Annotated in this window: 11 protein-coding genes and 1 pseudogene; 4 read left to right on the forward strand and 8 right to left on the reverse strand. The window is 44.3% G+C overall.

Features of this window, described 5'->3' with window-relative positions:
* Nucleotides 1-165: 165 nt before the first annotated feature.
* Together HMPREF9447_RS12795 and HMPREF9447_RS12800 are read left to right on the forward strand one after the other, a co-directional pair.
* Nucleotides 166-3,120 (forward strand): glycosyl hydrolase, encoded by a 2,955-nt coding sequence (locus HMPREF9447_RS12795; protein WP_009130162.1) that lies wholly within the window; start codon nt 166-168, stop codon nt 3,118-3,120.
* 84 nt (nt 3,121-3,204) lie between these two features.
* Entirely contained in the window at nt 3,205-6,795 is a 3,591-nt protein-coding gene (locus HMPREF9447_RS12800; RefSeq protein ID WP_009130163.1) for an alpha-L-rhamnosidase, read from the forward strand.
* Nucleotides 6,796-6,958: 163 nt separating this feature from the next.
* Here the strand turns inward: HMPREF9447_RS12800 and HMPREF9447_RS12805 are convergent.
* From HMPREF9447_RS12805 to HMPREF9447_RS12840, 8 genes and pseudogenes are all read right to left on the reverse strand, one after another.
* Nucleotides 6,959-7,450: pseudogene (locus HMPREF9447_RS12805) on the reverse strand (cupin domain-containing protein); the annotation flags it as partial.
* 292 nt (nt 7,451-7,742) lie between these two features.
* Entirely contained in the window at nt 7,743-9,095 is a 1,353-nt protein-coding gene (locus tag HMPREF9447_RS12810) for an MFS transporter (protein WP_009130166.1), read from the reverse strand.
* Between the two features lie 11 nt (nt 9,096-9,106).
* Nucleotides 9,107-10,012, reverse strand: coding sequence for a glycerophosphodiester phosphodiesterase family protein (locus tag HMPREF9447_RS12815; RefSeq protein WP_009130167.1), 906 nt, complete (start codon nt 10,010-10,012; stop codon nt 9,107-9,109).
* Between the two features lie 8 nt (nt 10,013-10,020).
* Complete coding sequence (locus HMPREF9447_RS12820; protein WP_044138175.1) at nt 10,021-11,223, reverse strand: ComEC/Rec2 family competence protein; 1,203 nt, start codon at nt 11,221-11,223, stop codon at nt 10,021-10,023.
* A gap of 120 nt (nt 11,224-11,343) precedes the next feature.
* Nucleotides 11,344-12,735 carry a RagB/SusD family nutrient uptake outer membrane protein gene (locus HMPREF9447_RS12825; RefSeq protein ID WP_009130169.1) on the reverse strand — a complete coding sequence of 464 codons (1,392 nt, stop codon included), beginning with the start codon at nt 12,733-12,735 and terminating at the stop codon, nt 11,344-11,346.
* Nucleotides 12,736-12,746: 11 nt separating this feature from the next.
* Nucleotides 12,747-16,223, reverse strand: coding sequence for a TonB-dependent receptor (locus HMPREF9447_RS12830; RefSeq protein WP_044138075.1), 3,477 nt, complete (start codon nt 16,221-16,223; stop codon nt 12,747-12,749).
* Nucleotides 16,224-16,319: 96 nt separating this feature from the next.
* Complete coding sequence (locus HMPREF9447_RS12835; RefSeq protein ID WP_009130171.1) at nt 16,320-17,339, reverse strand: FecR family protein; 1,020 nt, start codon at nt 17,337-17,339, stop codon at nt 16,320-16,322.
* Between the two features lie 65 nt (nt 17,340-17,404).
* Nucleotides 17,405-18,004: an RNA polymerase sigma-70 factor gene (locus HMPREF9447_RS12840; protein WP_009130172.1), complete on the reverse strand. Its 600-nt coding sequence runs from the start codon at nt 18,002-18,004 to the stop codon at nt 17,405-17,407.
* 880 nt (nt 18,005-18,884) lie between these two features.
* Here HMPREF9447_RS12840 and HMPREF9447_RS12845 point away from each other — a divergent pair.
* Nucleotides 18,885-19,850, forward strand: a complete 966-nt coding sequence (locus HMPREF9447_RS12845; RefSeq protein ID WP_009130173.1) for a DUF3575 domain-containing protein — start codon at nt 18,885-18,887, stop codon at nt 19,848-19,850.
* Between the two features lie 5 nt (nt 19,851-19,855).
* Nucleotides 19,856-20,803, forward strand: coding sequence for a DUF5119 domain-containing protein (locus tag HMPREF9447_RS12850; RefSeq protein WP_044138076.1), 948 nt, complete (start codon nt 19,856-19,858; stop codon nt 20,801-20,803).
* Nucleotides 20,804-20,828: the final 25 nt, after the last annotated feature.

Raw genomic sequence — 20,828 nt, forward strand, 5'->3', positions numbered from 1 at the left:
GAGTCTATGTTAGGTTTAACTTTTGCAATCGAATCATAGCTGGATAAATTACAACGATTTGATATACAATGAGCAAAATTCAAACTAGTTCTTATAATTAATAACTCAATTATTGTCGGATGCGATTTACTGTATCATTATTAATGTTGAAACAAAAATCTATTTATGAAAAAGAAGTATACTAATAAGATTGTATTAAAATACATTGTTTCTATTTTATTTCATATAATTCCATTGCAAGGTGTAGCTCAGATTAGTTTTGAGGAATTTAAAAGTCCGCTTCAAGAGATGGAACCGTGGGTTTATTGGATGTGGGTAAATGGAAATGTTAGCAAAGAAGGAGTTGAGAAAGATTTGGAGGCAATGCACCGTGTAGGTATTAATGGAGCAATTATTCTTGATGTAGATCAATATAGTCCGAATGGCCCTGTTGTATATAACGATGAAAAATGGCAGGACATTTTTCACCATACGATTGTTACGGCACAGCGATTAGGTATGGAAATTGGTGCTAATAATGGTGCTGGATATTGGGGAAGTGGAGGCCCGTGGATAAAACCTGAGATGGCCATGCAGTGGGTAGTAAGTAGTGAAACTTATATTCGTGGAGGCAGTCGATGGAGTGGAGTCTTGAAATCTCCTGGGTTGGGTGAGGATTATTGTGATATAGCTGTTATAGCAGTAGGTGTGATAGATACTGTACCGGAAAAGCGTTATAATATTCTCGATTTTCCTCTGAAAAGTTGCCAGAATCCGGGTAATGCAGGTCCAGTACGATACTCTTGTGCGAAAGCAACTTATAATGCATTACGATGGCCGGGATTTCCACGATACTTAATGTATAGGGGGACACAAAGTGCTCCTTTGGATGAGGTAGCTCCCTCTCAAACTATTATACCACAGAACAGGGTTGTCAATCTTACTGAAAAGATGCAAAGTAATGGAATTTTGGAATGGGATGTACCTGAAGGTGAATGGACGATCATTCGTTTTGGTCATCAATGGACAGGAAGTTGTATAGGTCCTGTAACAGATGAGGCTATAGGCCCCGAAACAGATAAATTGAGTAAAGAAGCCACTAGATTTCATTTTAATAAGATTGTGAAAGATTTGAAACGCAGTGCTGATAGTAATACTTTTACAACTATTCATATTGATAGTTGGGAAGGGGGAGGACAGAATTGGACACCTGGTTTTGAAGAATTATTTAGGGAGCGTCGTGGATATGATATTTTACCTTGGTTACCGGTTTTGACAGGACGTATCATTAACTCCCTACAGGAATCTGAACGTTTTATGTTTGATTTGCGTAGGACAATTAGTGAACTGTTTGTTGAAAACTATATTAAAGAAATTCAGCAATTAGCGCATAAGGAAAAGCTTAAATTTTCTTATGAAAGTTATACTACTCCTGCAAATGATATGGATGTAATGCAGTATGTCGATATTCCTATGGCTGAATTTTGGATACCTGTGGGGTGGCATCCGAATTTTGATCCTACTATTAAATTAATGGCATCAGCATCTCATTTAAATGGAACTTCAATAGTTGCGGCAGAAGCATTGACTGCTTCTGGTGCTGAACGGTGGCAATGGCATCCTGCTATGATGAAGCCGTTGGTTGATGCTGCTTTTTGTGGAGGAATAAACCGTTTAGTCTTTCATCGTTATTCTAGTCAATATTTTGATGTGGACGGTCCTGGTATTCAGATGAATATGTGGGGCGCTAAATATGAACGTACAAATACTTGGTGGGAATTTTCTACGGCATGGCATAAATACATCTCTCGTTGTCAATACTTGCTACAAAAAGGTACTTTTTGTGCTGATGTGTTAGCTCTCCAATCAGAAGAACCTGGGCGACGTTTTTCTGAGATAGAATTGGCTGGATATGATTATGATGTAATAGGGGCGGAGGCCTTTAAAAAGGTATCGGCAACAGAAAAAGGATGTCGATTTCCTGGACGTCCTTTTTATAAATTACTTTTGTTACCAGATACTGAAACAATGACAGTTGATATGTTAATACGTATTCGAGAACTTGTTCGTAATGGAGCTACGGTAATAGGAAAAAGACCCAGATCTGTACCTGGGCTTTTAAATTATAAAAAAGAAGAGAAAGTACTACAGAAAGTTGCCGATGAACTGTGGGGGACTATCGAAAGTGGAGCAAAGAAACATCATTTTGGGAAAGGTACAGTTTATTCTGGTATGAGTATTGAAGAGGTTTTATCCCATATAGGAGTTGTACCAGACTTTGCAGCTGATTATAATTTGAAATACATACATTATACCATAAATCAAGAAGATTATTATTTTGTTGCTAATACCAGTAATGATGAATTTATTGCTACATGTACTTTTCGTGTAAATGGTAAAGAAGCTGAAGTATGGGATGCAGAAACAGGGGAAAGATATGTTGTGGAGGTAGTTACTAATACTGATGGCACTACTAAAATACAACTGCCTTTTTCTCCAACAAAAAGTTGGTTTGTTGTTTTTCGTTCATCTGTAGATTGCAATTTACCTATGTTACCTGTACAATATAAAGCTATAAATAAGAAAGTTTTAGAAGGTACTTGGACACTGAGTTTTCCGAAAGGATGGGATATATCAACTAAAATAGAATTACCAGAGCTTATATCATGGAGTGAATATGCAGATAATGAAGTGAAATATTTTAGTGGAACGGGGCGATATGAAAAAACAATCTTAGTAGATGAAAAGATGTTATCTTGCCAATTACCATTAATATTGGATTTAGGGCGAGTGGAAGTGATGGCACGTCTGAAGATAAACGGCAAGGATCTTGGTATCGCATGGCGTTCTCCTTATTGCTTTGATATTACAAAAGCGGTGGTTAAAGGGCAAAATAAGATTGAAATTGAGGTAGTCAATCTTTGGGCTAATCGACTGATAGGCGACGAACAGTTTCCCGACGATGTAGGATATGATAATGAAGGAACGATGAAGGTATGGCCTGAATGGTTATTAAAAAGGAAGAAACGTCCAACTGCTCGTAAAGTGTTTTCAGCGCGGAAACAGTGGAGCAATAGTGATTCTTTGCTACTGTCGGGATTGTTAGGGCCTGTCACATTGTTCAATAAGGTGATAGAATGATTTTTTATTTGATATCATATGTTTCTTTTTGGCAAAAATGTTGTACTTTTATTCCGAAAATAAGGTCTTTTATAAATCTATTATATGGGAAAAATAAAAATCTATTTTATTTTTATCTTTTTTTTGAAAGTCTGTTATCCTGTGTTGCTGCATGCCGCAGGCAACCCCGTTTCCATCGGCAAACTGAAAGTAGAATATGCCGAAACCCCATTGGGAATAGATGTGGAGAAACCCCGCTTCAGTTGGCAGATGGAAGTGGCGGACCACGAAAGGGGATACTTCCAAACGAACTATCAGGTTCTGGTTGCCACTGAGAAAGGGCAACTGGTGTGGGATAGCGGAAAGATAAAGAGTGACCTTTCATTGAACATCGAATACGCCGGTGAACCCTTGCAACCTGCCACCCGCTATGCCTGGCGGGTGAACGTCTGGAACCAGAGAGGCGAGCAATCCTCAGCAAGCTCCTGGTTTGAAACCGGGCTGATGAGCAGCGACTCCGCCTATCAGGGATGGAGCGGCGCCAAGTGGATTGGCGGGGGAGATGAGGACATGGTGCTGTATTCGCATTATCTTCCGGTGTTTAAGCTGAACTTTTCCCTTCAACTGGATGAGGCATCCGCAACTACCCGTGCAGCTCTTATCTACGGTGCCAATGACGAACGCCTGATGGATAAGAACAAGAACCTGTATCATCTGGAAAACCGCCCGGATGAATCTTATATCAAGATAGAACTCGATATCGCCCCACTGACTGAGGGCAAAGAAGCCCTGCTGAACGTCTACAGAGTGGGCTATCATCCGGATGACAAACAGGATGCCCCTTTCAAGAGTTTCCCTATTCCGCAACACTTGATTAATAAAGACAATCAATATGCCCGGCACACGATAAGCCTTACATCCGAACTGGGTTTTACGAGATTCTATATCAATAGCGCAAAAGGAGAGATTAACCATGCACAGGCGGGGAGCAATCAGGCAAAGGCGGAGACTGACAACGCAAAGTCTGAAATCGGCTCTGTCAATCTGAATCCTCTGGGACAAGGCGGCGACTTCATCGCCTTCCCGGTAGTGGGAGACCTCGGCTTTGCCGTTCCCGCCGGACAAGCAGCTTCCTTCTCAAAAGTGGAGATTGCCAATCTCAGAAGTCCTGCGCATGTGATAGCAACGGTGAAGGACAAGGATTACCGAGTGGCTGGCGATGCCTCCGCTGCTTTTGAAACGTTCACCCCGAAAGGAAACTCCGCCCCGATGCTTCGTACCGTCTTTACCTCTTCCGGTGCGGAAGTTGCCAAAGCACGACTGTACGTCACCGCACGCGGCATCTATGAAATCTATCTGAATGGCAAGCGGGTGGGAGACGACTACTTCAACCCCGGAATTACCCAATACAATAAAACTCATTTATATCAGACGTTCGATGTGACGGAGTATCTGCATTCCGGTAAGAATGCCCTCGGGGCTTTGCTGGCGGAAGGTTGGTGGAGTGGTGGCTCCACCTTCATGGGCGGTTACTGGAACTTCTTCGGAGACCGACAGTCACTGTTGGCAAAGTTGGTCATCACGTATGCCGATGGGCAGGAAAAGGTGATAGTCACCGAGCCCTCCACCTGGCAATATTTCAATAACGGGCCTGTGGCCTACGGTAGTTTCTTCCAAGGCGAAGTGTACGATGCCCTGAAAGAAACCAGCGTGGAAGGCTGGAGCACCGTCGGCTATCGTGCATCGGGCTGGAAACCGGCCAAGGAGATTGCCCTGGAGAGCAATATCTGCCGGGAAGGATACCCCGGCGTGAACGACTACTCCGGCTTTGCACTCCTCGGACAGTTCGGGCAGACTGTGAAAGAGATTGATGAACTGACAGCTATCTCGGTTGAAGAAGTCCGCCCCGGTGTGTTTGTCTATGATATGGGACAGAACATGGTGGGCGTGCCAAAGATTCACCTTTTGGGCATAAAGCCGGGAACGAAAATCAACCTCCGCTTTGCCGAGGTGAAATATCCCGATTTGCCCGAATATGCGGGAAACACCGGCATGATGATGCTTGAGAATATCCGTGCGGCTATGGCACAGGACATTTATATCGCCCGGGGCGGGCAGGAAACCATTCATCCCCGCTTTACCTACCACGGTTATCGCCTTCTGGAGATAACGGGCATTGACAAACCTTTGCCGCTGGAATCTGTGAAAGGAGTGGTGCTCAGCTCTATCCATCAGTTGGCCTCCCACTACGAAAGCTCTAATGCGAAGGTGAATAAACTCTGGAAGAACATCATCTGGTCTTCCTATGGCAACTTCGTCTCCATCCCCACCGACTGTCCGCAACGCAATGAGCGTCTGGGATGGATGGGAGATATTTCGGTATTCTCCCGCACGGCAACCTATCTGGCAGATGTGCCGCAGTTCCTGAGGAGGTATCTGCGCTCGGCACGCGACTCGCAGCATGCCGACGGGCGCTTTCCGGACATTGCCCCTCTGGGCATCGGCTTTGGCGGCCTGTTGTGGGGAAGTGCGGGGATAACGGTGCCCTGGGAATGTTATCAGCAATACGGCGACAAGGCTTTGCTGGCCGAACACTACGACGCCATGAAGCGCTATATCTCTTATATTCTCGAAAACACAATTGAGACGGAAACGAACCTGATTGTGCAGAACAGAGCATGGGGAGACCTGTGCGACTGGCTGGGACTGGAAGACGAAAAGAATGATAAGTCGCTCGTATGGGAAGCTTATTTCATCTATGATCTGGAGCTAATGAGCAAGATGGCCGCTGCTCTGGGCAAGACTGTTGATGCAGAGTGGTTCAGAGAACTTCATGCCGCCAGGAAGGATTTCTTCAATAAGACGTATATACAACCGGGAACAGGGAAGACGGTCTTTTCAGCTTTCAGTCCCGAGAAGAAAGGAACATTTGTAGATATACAGACTTCCTACGTGTTGCCACTGGCTTTTGACATCATCGACCAGGAAAATAAGAGTAAGGTAGTGACGAATCTGGCAAAGACAGTTGTCCGCGAGAATACTACCGACAGGGGCAGACAGTGTCCTGCCTATTCATTAATGACCGGATTCATCGGCACGGCATGGATTAGCAAGGCGCTGTCCGATAATGGATACACCGATTTGGCTTATAAACTGTTGCAACAGACCAGTTATCCCTCATGGCTCTATTCCGTAGACCAGGGGGCCACTACCATTTGGGAGCGTCTGAACTCTTATACCCACACGGAGGGTTTCGGGGGAAACAACCGCATGAATTCCTTCAATCATTATTCCTTCGGTGCGGTGGGTGCATGGATGTACGGCTATTCTTTGGGCATACAGCGAGATGAAAACACTCCTGCCTTCAAGCACTTCCTGCTCAAACCGGAGATAGACCCGACAGGGCAGATGACGTTTGCAAAGGGCTATTATGATTCCATGTACGGACGCATTGAAAGTAGCTGGAGAGTGGAGAATGGGGTAATTCATTATGACTTTACCGTTCCCGGCAATACGACGGCTTTGCTCTATCTTCCTTCCACGGCGGCGAAGTACATCAGAGAGAACGGGAAGTTTGTTGGTAAAATGCGCAGAGGAATAGAATATATGGGGGAAGAGGATGGAAAGATGATGCTGAAACTTCAATCCGGAAAATACTCGTTCGAGGTGAGGAAGAAAAGGTTGGCTAAGAAGTAAGAAGTCGGCTGGGAAGTACAAACTTGTTCTTGCTGATACTTTGCCAATGTTTTGCCAAGGCTTTGGCAAGCCCTTGCCACCCCTTTGGCAAAGTCTTGCCACAGCCTTGACAAAAGTTTGCCAAAGGGGTGGCAAAACATTGGCAATGTATTTACTTCAGAATCGCCTCAGTGTACTGCTTGTCGTCTACCGGTTCGAGCCAAGTGTTCTTGTTGGTTTGCGGATTACATTCGATGGCGAGGTGGGAGAACCAACTGTCGGGCGCGGCACCGTGCCAGTGCTCCACGTTGGCGGGGATTTCCACTATATCACCCGGCAACAGCAGGCGGGCGGCTTCGCCACGTGCCTGATAATATCCTTTGCCACTTATGGCTATCAGAATTTGTCCGCCTGTGTGGCTATGCCAGTTGTTGCGGCAACCCGGTTCGAAGGTTACGTTAGAGATGGGGCAGTTCAGGTCCTTGTTCTGCGTCAGCCGGGCCAGATAGGCCTGCCCTATGAAATACTGTGAAAACATTTCCGGCAGTTTATCACCTGTGGGAAATACACTTGTTTGTTCAGGAGATTTCTTTTCCATGTTCTGTGCATTTAATTGGTTACAACAGTTGGGCAATGCCATTGCCACAGCCATAAAAATAGGTATTAACTTCTTCATATCCATATTGCTTTGAGGTATTAAAAAAGACTTAACCGGAGGAAGGGGGGTAGTTTCCTTCTTCCGGTTACAAAGTTACGGCATTCAAAGTTGGGAGGCTGTATACGGATTACTGATTGTTATACCAATTTTACGGAAGTGATACTCTTGGAGGAAGGGCAGCCTCTTTTACATATCTTCCATGGATAATCCCATATATTCTACTTGATAATTCGTTAAGTCGGAACTTTCAATGAAGAAACTACCTTTTGTCCGTAAACGTTCCATATCTATTTTTTGTTTCTGAATATCTTTATTCTGTAGCTGCCGACTTTGCATTCCATACCAGCAACGCCAGCACTACTGACAACAGCGCCGCCCCAATCCAGAACCAGTTGATGTAGGTGAAGTCATACGTATCTACTCCGTTCACTACGGTCTTATGCCCTTCTATCAGCACACCGCTCATTACATCCTGCAATCCTGCACCGATGTAACTGGCGATGCCTACTACTCCCAAAGCGGCTCCCGAAGCATTGCGCGGGGCTATGTCAACAGCCATTAGTCCGCCGAGGAAGCAAATCAGTACACCGATGCCTATCCCAAACAGTATCATCGCCAGGGCATCCAGCCAGAAATGTACGCCGGGCACCAGTAGAAACAGGCAAAGCGCCAGTACATTCATTAATCCAAATATAAGTGCCGGTGCATTGCGCCGCCCCTTAAACAGTTTGTCTGAGATTACCCCGGAAAGCATGGTACCTATGATGCCACATACTGAACTGATAGAGATAATAAAACTGGCATCCAATGTTGAGTAACCTTTCTGTGCCTCCAGATAAAATATCCCCCAGCTATTCACCGCATAACGGCTGATGTACATGAATGCACTGCTGAGGGCAAGTATCCAGATTGCCGGATTCCTTAATACGGCTTTCTGCGCACGATTAAATTCTTTCGTCTCCAGTGCACTCATCACTTTCTTTTCTTTTGGTGCGTTGACCGGAGGAAGCCCCTTGCTTTCCGGTGTATCGTGGAAGAAGCGCCAGATAAGTAACGTACCTACTAACCCTACCATGCCTGCACCCAGAAATCCGTAACGCCATCCGAGCGCACTCACGATGGAGGCCACAATGATGAACGTCATTGCTTCACCTATGTTGTGACTGGCACTCCAGAAACCATAAAATGAACCGCGTTCCTTGTCTGTGAACCAGCGTGATAATCCTACAACACAGGATGCCGCTCCCATAGACTGAAACCAACCGCTGATGCCCCATAATATGGCAAACAGTATGAATGAGTTCACAAAGCCCAGACACAGGTTTACCAATGCTGTCACCAGCAACCCCGTTGACATGAAGCGGTTGATGTTGCTTCTGTCCGCTAAGAAACCGTTGGAGAACTTACCTATGGCATAGGTGAAGAATAGTACAGAGCCGATGATGCCCAATTCTGTTTCGGAGAAGATGCCTTCATCTACAATCGGCTTCTTAACGATGTTCAGGCTCAGGCGACATACATAGTACATACTATATCCAAGGGTTGCCGCAAGGAAAGTCGACCATTGCAGACGCTTCAACTGATGCTTCTGTTCGGGCAAAGATTCCCCGTTACAAGGTGCCGGAGCCGACACCTTGTAAAAATCAATGATATGTTTTAACATGCTTTCCTTCTTTAGTTGTGCAGTTTTTTATCCTTTAAGTATTGCAGCAATATAGCGGGACGGTCCGTCTGAATCAGTTTTGCTCCTTGGTTGATGATCCATCCCCAGCTCTCGTCCGGCTGATGTAGCTCTACGGCACGGTCATCATCATGTCCGCCACAAAGCTCGGGCCAGAGGGAATTGATGAATATCTTTGCTCCACTGTCGTGAACCTTCTTGATGAGGCGCTGCACTTCGGGGCTGTCGTTGTTGAAGACCAACTCAAAAGCCTGTGGCTTCATGTGTTTCAGATACCCGTCGATGATAGCTTCTGCTCCCTCTTTGTGTAACTGGATAACAGGCATGAAAATCATCTTATCCAACACTTCGCCATGTTCGGCTTTCACTTGTTCGTAGGGTAATTCCGCTTTCATAATACATTGCTCTACGGTGCCTGTTTTCTCAAGAATGGCATATGCTTCTTTGAAGTAATCATAGCCTTTATCTACGTTTACCATAATCTTGCCTTTACATAATTCCATCACCTCTTCAAAAGTAGGTACCAGATGTCGGGTCTTATGTCCGGCTCCATTTCTCATTTGAAACTGGTGAAGTTCCTCTAAAGTATAATCTTCGGGTTTGCCTTTACCGGTAGTGGTACGGTCTATTGTTTTGTCGTGCATCAAAATGAGGCATCCATCTTTAGTCCGTTTCAAATCAATTTCCACCATATCTACTCCCATATCGATGCAATTCTGAATAGCTTGCAATGAGTTTTCAGGAGCATTCCGCCAGTCTGCACGGTGAGAAACTACTAAAACAACTTTATCTGCAGGTTCGTGAAACGCTTGGCAAATCTTATCGACAGGTTGTTGTCCGAATAAAGCAACAGTGTATAATGATAAGAGGCAACTTAGTAAAAAGACATTCCTTTTCATGGTTATTATTATTTTATGCATTTAAATATTTCTGATTTATATAGTATGCGGCTTTCCGATATGGGAACCATGTCATTAAAGACATACATGCGATATTCATCGCCTCCGGGATACACACGTACCATGATATGTCCTTGATGTGATGCCATCCTGTCGACTATATCACCGATGACGATTTTAGTGGCCGGATGCATATTGGTGGAAAATACATTTCGTTCTTCCGGGTAGATTTCTTTAGAGAAGAGGCGATGCAATACAGTATGGTTGGGATGTAAAGCATCCCAGGTTGACATAATAATGTTCCGGGGTGATAAATTCCGAAGAAAGTTCTCATTGGTTCCGTCTTCATATCCATGGTGATTTAAGACAGCCACTTCTACTTTGCCTACAACATCGGTAACCGGAGTTTCTATATCATGCCACTTCGGACGTCCCGGACGGGGAAAGCCGGGAATATCTCCTCCCGTATAATAATCAAACGAACCATAACTTAGTTTTATGACACAACTATACATGTTTTCTCTTGGCATTTCCTTTTGCGGATAGCTCTTCCGGGTTGGAAATAATGAACTGCTTCCTGCTTTTCCGTTCCATATCTGTCCATTAGCATATATGTTTCGTACATAGAAAGACGGGTACTTTTCCGGCTCATAGCATAATCTGAACTGCTCGCAGGAGCCTACTGAGAATGTTTCACGTCTGCTTTGGTCAATAACTGTGTTTATAAACTGATGATAGTTGGCGTAGCAAGAGTCTTTTGCAGGAGGAGGCATGAAATCATCTCCTCTGTCCACAATGACGCTGGCCGGAAAACTCTGGTATACTTCAGAGATACCGGTCAGATAATACCTGCCTTTATTCTCTTTTTTATGAAACCAGCTACCTATATGATCCGCATGATAATGCGTCAGAAGATAATAATCAATAGATTCTTTGTTCTTAGGGATGAAGAAGCGGATGTAATCAGCAATCCACTCACCAGCCCTTTGGGTGGTGTCAGGTTTCGCGGTAACGACTCTTTCACCGGTCCTGTTATTGTCTCCTGCATCAATCAGCATGGTACTTCCATCGGGCAATATGCAGAATGTACAATCTCCCTTTCCGGTGTTGATGTGATGAATATCCAGATAACCCTCTTTCCATTGAGGTAATTCTTGCGAAGAAGCACATACGGTTACTAAGGCAAATAGTAATCCCCAAATATATTTCATGTTTTCAGGTTTGAAAGAGAAGGGCGTGCCAAAAGCCACTTTGTGCATTTCGGGCGAATGATTATTTGCCTACACATAGTGCAATACTTTTGGCACAACCTCACTTGATAAATACTCAGATTAATTATATCCCGGATTCTGGGGGAATGTTTCCGGATTGTTCACCAGGTCGACCTCCGTTTTGGGTATCGGATATAAATACTCATTTTTAGTTATCGTGAAACCTACTCTTGCCATGGCCTCTATTGCCGTATCGGTGCGGATTAAATCGAACCAACGATGCAACTCGAACGGGAACTCTAAACGGCGTTCTTCTAATACTGCCTTGCGAAAGGCACTTTGGTCTTTCAAGTCCGTTATTTTATACTCTACTGCTTTTGCGCGTTTGCGAACCAGATTCAGGCAGTTCAGTGCTTTGCTGGTGTCGGAACCCTCGTAAGTGATTTCATTATGAGCTTCCGCACACATCAGCAGTATATCCGCCCATCTGAGTAATGGCAAATCAAATCCGACCTTAGCCGTGGTAGCGTCGAATGTATCGTAATACTTGGCAATTACATTATTATTGGCATCTACCCTTTTATATTCAATCATTGCTTTGCGTTCGTCCGTGTTTCCATAGGATGCCAGAAGTTGATTGTCAATGACTGATTTATCTTTAAAATAGTCGTTATATCCATGTCCTTCTCCCAAAACAGATTTTGAGTAGCGGACAGCAAACAGGATTTCTTTGTTCATTTCCTTGCTTACATCAAAAACATCCGCTACGGTATTCTGCAACCCGTATTGAGATGAGTAGTCTTTGATTATGTTGTCCAACAAAGATGCTGCCGAGGGCCATTTCTGTTGTGTCAGATAAACTTTTGCCAGTAATGCTTTGGCAGCTACAGAGGTGGCTCGTCCCAGATTGTCATCATCATAAGAAGAAACAAGCATACCGGATGCTCTTTCTAAATCTTCTTCTATAGTTTTGTAAATCTCTGACATTGCACTGCGTCCGTAACCTTTAGCTTCGGCAGCTGTCACTGGTTTCAGGATCAAAGGCGCATTTCCCCAAAGACGGACGATATTGAAATATGCCAAAGCCCGCAGGAAGCTGGCTTCTCCTTCATATTGTTTTTTAAGGTCGGCGTTAGTTACTACGTCTATATTTGCCAGTACATTGTTGCATCTGTATATTTGGTTATATAATTCTTTCCATGCATACCGCACGACGTTATTCCCGGATGTGACGGTAAAGTTGTCTATGAAGTAGAACATGCCTGCTGCTCCGCCGGGATTAATATCTTCCACATTATCGGACCTTAATTCCATAAGCGAAATGAAATATTCTCCATACTGATATGTTCCCTGTAGCGAAGCATAACAGGCTGATAGGGCAGAGTTTATATCTGAAGTGTTTTTATAATAATTTGCTGAGGATGCCTCGGATATAGGTGTCAGGTCCAAAAAGTCACTGCATCCACTGAGCAGTAAAGACGCAAAAGCTACAATATAATATTTGATTTTCATATTTTGATTATTTAAAAGGTTACGTTTAATCCGAATACGAATGATTTAGACAGAGGGTATGTTCCGTAATCAAGGCCCGGTGTTAATGAATTTCCTTTCATATTTACTTCCGGGTTGTATCCACTGTATTTAGTGAAAGTGAAAGGGTTTTGAGTTGAGAAATAGACTCTGGCACGGCTGATGCCTGCATTAGTCAGCCATGACTTTGGCAGAGTATATCCAAAAGTGATATTTTTAATTCTCAAATAAGAGCCATCTTCAATATGCCAGGTAGAAGTTGTGCCATTCATACCGGTTGCACTTCTATTTGCACGTATCACCTGACCATTACCCGGATTGTTTTCTGACTGCCAACGATTCAATGCATCTGCCTGACAGTTGTTTCCTCCTTCCATATTGTCAATGTAACGGCGGAATATATTGGCAATCTTATTACCTTGCACCCCTTGTAAAGCAACTGAAAGATCGAACCATTTATATTTCAGTTCCGTGGAAAAGCCATATGTGAAATCAGGCATATAATTACCTGTAATGGTACGGTCGTTTTCATCAATTTCCATATTGCCATCCATATCCTTAAAGCGGAAGTCTCCAGGTTTTGCACCATTGACGTGAGCATATTTACGCTGGCTCTTATCTGGATTCTGGGAATTATCAATTTCTGCCTGATTGGCAAATACACCGTCTGTTACCAAGGTGTAGTAATTACCGATGGGTTCTCCGACTTTAGTTATGAAAGTGACACTCTCAGAGGTGGTAATCATCTCGTCGGCACCACCGAGGTCTTTTACCTCATTGCGGTTGGCAGATATATTAAAGCGGTTGTTCCATGTGAAGTCTCCCCAGGTATTTGTCGTAGAAATGGCAAATTCAACACCTTTATTATTAACTTTTCCGATATTCATGGGTACTGTGCTAAATCCTGAGAATTCAACAACCGGTACATTCAGTAACATATCAGTCGTGTTACTATTATACAGGTCCAGTTCCAATGTCAGCATATTGAACAGCCCTATCTCCAAACCGAGATTGAACATAGCTGTCTTCTCCCAACCTAAATCGGGATTTCCGGCTGTTGCAGGGCGCAAACCACTGGACAAAGCGCCATCACCTTTCCCAAATACATAATTGTCTTCCTGTAATGTAGCGTAATACTCGTAATTGCCTATATTAAAATTACCACTGATACCATAGCTTGCCCGCAGTTTCAAAGATGAAAGCCACTTTATGTCTTTCATAAAATCCTCTTCACTGATATACCATCCGGCAGAAGCTGAAGGGAACATACCCCACCGATTGTTTTTCCCGAAACGGGAAGAACCGTCGGCACGCATTGCGGCTGAGAGTAGATATTTTCCTTTATAAGAATACTGCACACGTGCCAAGGCTGATAATAATGACCATTCATAGGCTGTTGCGCTCCAGCTTGTGATGGCCGATGCTGCGTTCATTGTGTGTACCAAGTCATTGGGATAACCATTACCGGCAATTAATGAAGTGTTGACGGATTCTTTCTGTGCACTCCATCCGGCTATGGCCGACAGATTGTGTACTCCTTTGATTGTTGTGGTATATGATAGTGTGTTTTCCCATATCCAGTTCAACATATTCTTATCCCGTTTTGAACCTTCAGGTACTGAGGGCGGAAGTCTGTCTAATGAAGTCGGTAGAGTAGAGGGTCTGTAATAAGAGCGGCTATAGCTGTTGAAGTCCACGCCAAAACTTGTCTTGAACTTCAGGTTCTTATACAGTTCATACTCACCGTAAACATTTCCCATGAACCGGTAGCGTTTCATCTGATCTTCCTTTTCATTTGCCAGAGCTACAGGGTTAATGATTTGCGGATGTCTATACTGCCAGTTCCATTGGTCGAAATTATAAGATCCATCGGCATTGTATACCGGCATGACGGGTGACATGGCTAAAGCTGAAGCCACAATTGTTTCTTCTTTATATCTGTCTTCAGTCGGAACAATGTTATATACTGAGTAATTAAAAGAAAGGTTGGTGCCAAATGTGAATCTTTTATAGTTGGCGTCTACTTTTCCTCTGGCTCCCATCTGTTCAAAGTCCGATCCGATAACGATTCCTTGCTCTTTCATGTAATTACCGGAGATGAAATATCTGGCTGCTTTGTTTCCTCCGGATAAGGAGAGATTATGGCTTGTGACAAGGCCGGTTCTCATAACTTCGTCCTGCCAGTCTGTATTTGTCAGTCCGGTTTTGCCATTAATATATGGCATAATCTCGGGAGGAAGCAAATATGCCTGATTGATTACATCCGGTTTATTCCCTAATTTCTGGTTACGTACCTCATTGGAGTCGTCGATACTGCCTTCAATGCCTTTGCTTGCTAACAAATCAAGGTAAGCATTATTGTGCCCGTCATAAGAGAGCCATGCATATTCATAGGCATCCAGCATATCTATCTTTTTGGTTCGTTGCTGGAAGCCTGCATAACCGTCGTATTGTACGGTTGGTTTCAGGTTTTTACCTTCTTTGCCTTGCTTGGTGGTAATGATAACAACGCCATTGGCACCTCTTGAACCGTAAATTGCCGCCGCCGAAGCATCTTTCAATACTTCAATAGACTCAATGTCATTCATGTTGATTGAACTTAGAGGGGATACATTCTGTCCTGTTCCGCTGCCGGCTTCGTTGGACATCGGGAAACCATCAACTACATACAATAGGTCTGTACCGGCAGTAATACTGCCACTACCTCTGACTTTGATAGATAGTCCGCCTCCGGGAATTCCATTGGGTTGTGTCACCTGTACACCGGCCATTTTACCGACAAGGGCTTGGTCGACACTGGAAACCGGAGCAGTCAATTCACTGGCTTTCATTGAAGATATGGAAGTCGTAACATCACGTTTGCGTTGTACGCCGTATCCTACGACAACTACTTCATCCAGCATCTCGCTATCTTCCTTCAAGGTTACTTTTGATAGAGCCCTGTCACCTGCCTTGAACTCCAATGTCTTGTAACCGATGAATGAAATGGTAATTTGTGCATCTTCCGGAACATTGGCCAGTGTATACTCGCCGTCTACATTGGTGATGGTGCCCAGAGTGGTTCCTTTCACCGCGATGCTTGCTCCGATCACCGTTTCTCCCTTTTCATCGACAATCGTTCCGGTAATCGTCTTAGTTTTCTGATTTACAGCCTCCTTCTGCAACAGTACTACTACATTGTCTTTCTCCATTCTGTAAGTAAGCTCCTTTCCTGCCAGCACTTTCTGCAAAGTCTGTTCGATGGTGGCGTTGCTTACGTTGAAGGAGACAGGCTGATCGAGCCCTGCCAGCTTCTCGTTGTAGAAGAACTTGTAGTCACTTACCTGCTCAATCTTTTTCAATGCGGCACGCAACGGCGTGTTTTCCACAGTGACGGTGATCTGCGAGAAGAGATTGAATGATACACTCAAGAACAAGGTGAGGCAAAGCGCCCGCATAGTTCTTAGATTCTTTGGTTTCCTGTTTTTCATATCAAATAAATTAAGTTGGTTTGATAGGTATACAGGCTTCCTTGTGTCGCTGTCCAAGCGGCTGTCCTCTTTTAACTCACATTAACAAACCAACGGCTATTTCTCCTTTAATATAATGACTGAATCCTCCACTTCGTAGCGGAATGGAGAAGTCAGCATGACGATGTTCAAAGCGTTCTGTATACCTCCACCGGGGATAGTGCCGGTGAAACGTTCTTCTGATATCTTGGGTGAGTCGATGCGTATCGTGACGTCGTAGACCCGGGAAAGGGCTTTCATGATATTCTCCAGAGATTCGTTCTGGAAGTAGAGGTTGCCTTTCGTCCAACTTACGTAGTCGTCGGGGTAGACTTTCTCAGTACTCAGTTTGCGGGTGGACTTGTTATAGTTTATCTTTTCTCCGGGACTTAGGGTGGTAGAAGTGGATGGTGTGTGAATACCGACTTTTCCTTCCAGCAGGACGACAGTCACATCCTGGTCGTTGCTGTAGGCGCAGACGTTGAATACCGTACCCATTACTTTAACTTCCAGTTCGCCCACCTGCACGATGAAGGTGCGGCGGATGTCGTGTGCCACTTTGAAGTAACCTTCTCCTTCCAGTTGCACCCGGCGTTCGTTTGTTCCGAAGTCGCTCAGATAGCTGAGTTGGGAGGCAGAGTTCAGGATGACGTCTGTACCATCAGGTAGAACTACAGTGGCTTTATCGCCCTTGTCGGCTTTCACAATGAAGGGGGAACGGGCTTTATCGGTATTGGAGATACTCAGAATATTGTAAGTGAAGAAGGCGATGCAGATGGGAATGCAAATCATAGCCGCCCACCTTGCCCAGGCGGGAATCAGTGCTTTGTCCGGAGTGCGCTTCACGGCGGGCTGTTGTGGTGTGCGAGACTCAGAGATGCCGGAAGATTCTTTGAGGACTTCCATCTTAATCCTGGCAAACATCTTATCGCGCAGGGCGGGATTGATGTCGGCGGCGGATTTCTCAAATTCTTTCTCCCACCATCCTGCCAGTTGGGCATTGTTGCGTATCCATCCTGCCAGTTCGCTGATTTCCACTTCTGTGATGTCTCCTGCGAAGTACTTCTCGGCTAAGTTCTTATAATATTCTTTTTCCATCTTCTCTTACTTATTTCTATATGTGTATACAGTTACTTCCATCCTCTTGTCCAATGATGCCATTATTATTGCATTTCGTTAACAAAAAAGGCCCATAGGATGAGAATCAGCTTATCGTAATGCTTAATGAATTGTTCGCGCATGAACTTCACGGCCAGCGACAATTGGGTGGCAACGGTGCTCTCTGAAATGCCCAACATCCCGGCTATCTCCTTGTTAGTGTAGCCTTGGCGTTTGCTGAGCAGGAAAATCTTCTTGCGAGAAGGGGGTAGTTCTTCGGCCAGTGAGTCGATGTAATCGTTCAGGAAGCGCAGGTCGGTGCTTTCTTCCGTCTGTTGGTCGCGGTCGGAACTACTTTTCAACAGGTATTCGGTATAGATGTATTCCACCGTCTGGTGCTGATACATATTCATCGACATATTGCGGGCTATGGTGCAGAGGTAGGAGATGAAGTTTTCAGTCGGGTCTATCCGCTCCCGCACCTCCCATACGCGGATAAACGTCTGCTGCACCACCTCTTCTGCCATATACTGATTGCCGGAGGAAATGCGCATCATGAAGTTGTACAGCTTGCCGCTATACAAATTATATAACTTCTCGAATGCCGGAAAGGAACCTTCCGTCAGTGATTGTAGCAATCGATTTATTTCATCGTTTTCAATCATATACTATTGATTTAGGCTTCAAAGGTATGCCTGGTGCTTATGGTAATCAGGTTACAATATTATTAATAATTTCCGAAATAACCGAATAGTAAGGTCGCTTTTGTTCCGCAGCTATGGCATACACATTCCTAAAGCTTGCCGAACGTATTCAGTAAGTTTGTAGAACGTGTTCTGAAAGCTTCAGGAATGCGTTCTGAAAGCTTTAGGAATAAACACTTCATATATAGGAGATTACGGACGATGAAAAGGGATGGATTTATGCAAGCGGGAACGGACGTTTGCTTTGACTATGCAGCGCATCCGGCAATAGGGCAAAAAAAAGGAGTACCGCTGTACTCCAACCTTTGTTAACCTTAAATCTAATACTATGAAAAAAATCACATTGCAAATGTAACCGTTTACTGTATTTCTTCCAAATTATAGCTTATGTTTACCGTTTCTTTTAGAATTCTTTCACGGATATTCACTGTTCTCGCACACGAGTTGTCTTTTTGATAGTATGCTGATGTGCTCAAGTCCGTGCGAAGTCCGTGCTTCTTCTGTATTTGCTCCGTATCTGCTCCGTGTCATCTCCGTATAGGGTCCTCTTTTTACGGACTTGGTACGGTCTTGGTACGGGCCTGATACGGTTCGGGTATGTACCTGATACTTCAATGGAGTAAATAAATAGTATAATTATTCACTTGTAAAGGCTTCATTATTATCTGTAAATCCTGCATTCAGGGAGGTATATGCAACTACAATTGCGGGAATGTTTACTGCAAAGTTGCAAATCTGTTTCATTCGTTTCACAGAACCTTTCACCCCCCGAAAAGAGTTATGAAATCTTTATTTTGTATGATTTTTATAGTATATTTTTGCCTCTATACAAAGCAAAGTTATGAGGGTTCGCGTCGGTTCATATATACTCTTAATACTCTTTTTTTTGATATTAGGAAAAGAAGAGGCGTGCGCCGAAAGATACGCGGCGAATGCCGATACTTGCAAAGTACGAGACCGGATGGTACAACCCGAAACATGGGGGAGAGTTTATCAATGGATAACGGACGACTCGCAGGTTCCGGACCGGGATGAAGTTCTGACGCTGATAAGGTATCATTACGGAGACTTCGGGAAACTGATGAAGTTACTGTGCCGATTGAATGAAGGTAAAGCCTGGGTTTATTTATCGGAACATATATTTCCGAGGATAGAGAAGGCGGAAGAGATAGAAAGTGATTTGTTCATAATAAAATTATCGTTGCCCGCAGATAGTCTGCCGATACTGAAAATGGAGCCAGTGCCTATTTCCGCTGCAATAAAAAATAAGAAAAAGAGAGAATTTAAAAATAGGACGGTATTAGCTATAAAAAACAATCTGCTGTATGATTTGGCACTGGCTCCAAATTTGGAAGTAGAATTGCCGGTAGGACGGCGGTGGTCTTTGAATGTTGAATATAAGTGTCCCTGGTGGTCGGACAATGGGCGCGGTTCCTGTTATCAGCTTCTTTCGGGAGGCGCTGAGGCTCGCCTGTGGCTGGGAAACCGCAAGAAGCGCGACCAATTGACGGGACATTTCGTGGGAGTATATGCCGAAGGGGGAGTGTATGATTTCCAACTGAAAAAAGATAAAGGGTATCGGGGCAATCATTATGCAGCTTCCGGTCTGACTTATGGATATAGTCGCCAATTGACCCGGCATCTGGCTCTTGAGTTCAGCGTGGGCATTGGTTATCTGGAGACGGAATACCGCAAGTACACTACTTACGAAGGTGATTTGATTTGGACAAGTAGCGGGCGCTATCATTTTATTGGTCCCACAAAAGCCAAAATCTCTTTGGTGTGGCTCATTAAGCGTAGGAGGTGAAAGCTATGAGGAATATGATGTATATGTTTCTTTTGCTTCTATCCGGACTATCGGTACTCTTGGCAGGATGCAGCTTCAGAGACATACTGGATGATTATCCCGTCAGTGGGGTACAGATAAAGTTCAATTGGGAGGGAGTGACGGATGAGTTGCCCGAAGGTATGCGGGTCATCTTCTATCCGAAGAGCGAAGAAGGAAGAAAGGTAGAGAGTTACCTGTCGGTGGAGGGGGGTGAAGTGAAAGTGCCTCCGGGATATTATGACATGGTGATTTACAATTATAACACGGAGTGTGTGCAGATTCGCGGCGATGGAGCGTATGAAACGATTGAGGCTTATACGGGATGTTGTTCGGGTCTTGAAACAAGCGAAAAAATGGTGTGGGCACCTGACCCTTTGTATGTAGTAAGTATGAATGATATGAGAATAGAAAAGAGTGAGGATGTGTTGTTGATGGAGTTTCAACCGAAATTGGTAGTCAAGCACTATTCTTTTGAAATAAAGGTGAAGGGACTGAAGAATGTGGCAAGCATTGTCTGCAACGTAGATGGAATGAATGGTTCTTATTGTATAAGTGATGGTACTTGTACGTCCAGCATTGCACCGATTTATGTAGAGGCCAACAGAGGTGATGATGTATTGCGTGGCAGTTTCTCGGCTTTCTCTGCACCAACGTTCACGAGTACCCGCTCAGGCGGAGAGGTGGTGATGAAGTTGTTGCTGATAAAGGTGGATAATACGGTTCAGGAGGTTAAGGTTGATATTACAAAAGCTGTGGCTCCTCCTACTCCTCCTTCGGGCGGTGAAGAAGAACCGGAAACGGATATAGAGATACCGATTGATGAGGAGATTGAGGTGGATGATGTGGAAGTTCCTCCCGGTGGAGGCGGAGGCATCGGAGGCGATGTAGGAGACTGGGACGATGAGACGAATGTGGAATTGCCCGTAGAATGAAAATGAAGAAATAATATATTAACTT

Origin of the sequence: Bacteroides oleiciplenus YIT 12058 (assembly GCF_000315485.1) — a bacterium.
Classification (GTDB): Bacteria; Bacteroidota; Bacteroidia; order Bacteroidales; family Bacteroidaceae; genus Bacteroides; species Bacteroides oleiciplenus.

Bases quoted from the DNA above. Each gene is read 5' to 3' on its own strand.
- HMPREF9447_RS12795 (WP_009130162.1), top strand. From the start codon at position 166: ATGAAAAAGAAGTATACTAATAAGATTGTATTAAAATACATTGTTTCT.
- HMPREF9447_RS12800 (WP_009130163.1), top strand. From the start codon at position 3,205: ATGGGAAAAATAAAAATCTATTTTATTTTTATCTTTTTTTTGAAAGTC.
- HMPREF9447_RS12810 (WP_009130166.1), bottom strand. From the start codon at position 9,095: ATGTTAAAACATATCATTGATTTTTACAAGGTGTCGGCTCCGGCACCT.
- HMPREF9447_RS12815 (WP_009130167.1), bottom strand. From the start codon at position 10,012: ATGAAAAGGAATGTCTTTTTACTAAGTTGCCTCTTATCATTATACACT.
- HMPREF9447_RS12820 (WP_044138175.1), bottom strand. From the start codon at position 11,223: ATGAAATATATTTGGGGATTACTATTTGCCTTAGTAACCGTATGTGCT.
- HMPREF9447_RS12825 (WP_009130169.1), bottom strand. From the start codon at position 12,735: ATGAAAATCAAATATTATATTGTAGCTTTTGCGTCTTTACTGCTCAGT.
- HMPREF9447_RS12830 (WP_044138075.1), bottom strand. From the start codon at position 16,223: ATGAAAAACAGGAAACCAAAGAATCTAAGAACTATGCGGGCGCTTTGC.
- HMPREF9447_RS12835 (WP_009130171.1), bottom strand. From the start codon at position 17,339: ATGGAAAAAGAATATTATAAGAACTTAGCCGAGAAGTACTTCGCAGGA.
- HMPREF9447_RS12840 (WP_009130172.1), bottom strand. From the start codon at position 18,004: ATGATTGAAAACGATGAAATAAATCGATTGCTACAATCACTGACGGAA.
- HMPREF9447_RS12845 (WP_009130173.1), top strand. From the start codon at position 18,885: ATGAGGGTTCGCGTCGGTTCATATATACTCTTAATACTCTTTTTTTTG.
- HMPREF9447_RS12850 (WP_044138076.1), top strand. From the start codon at position 19,856: ATGAGGAATATGATGTATATGTTTCTTTTGCTTCTATCCGGACTATCG.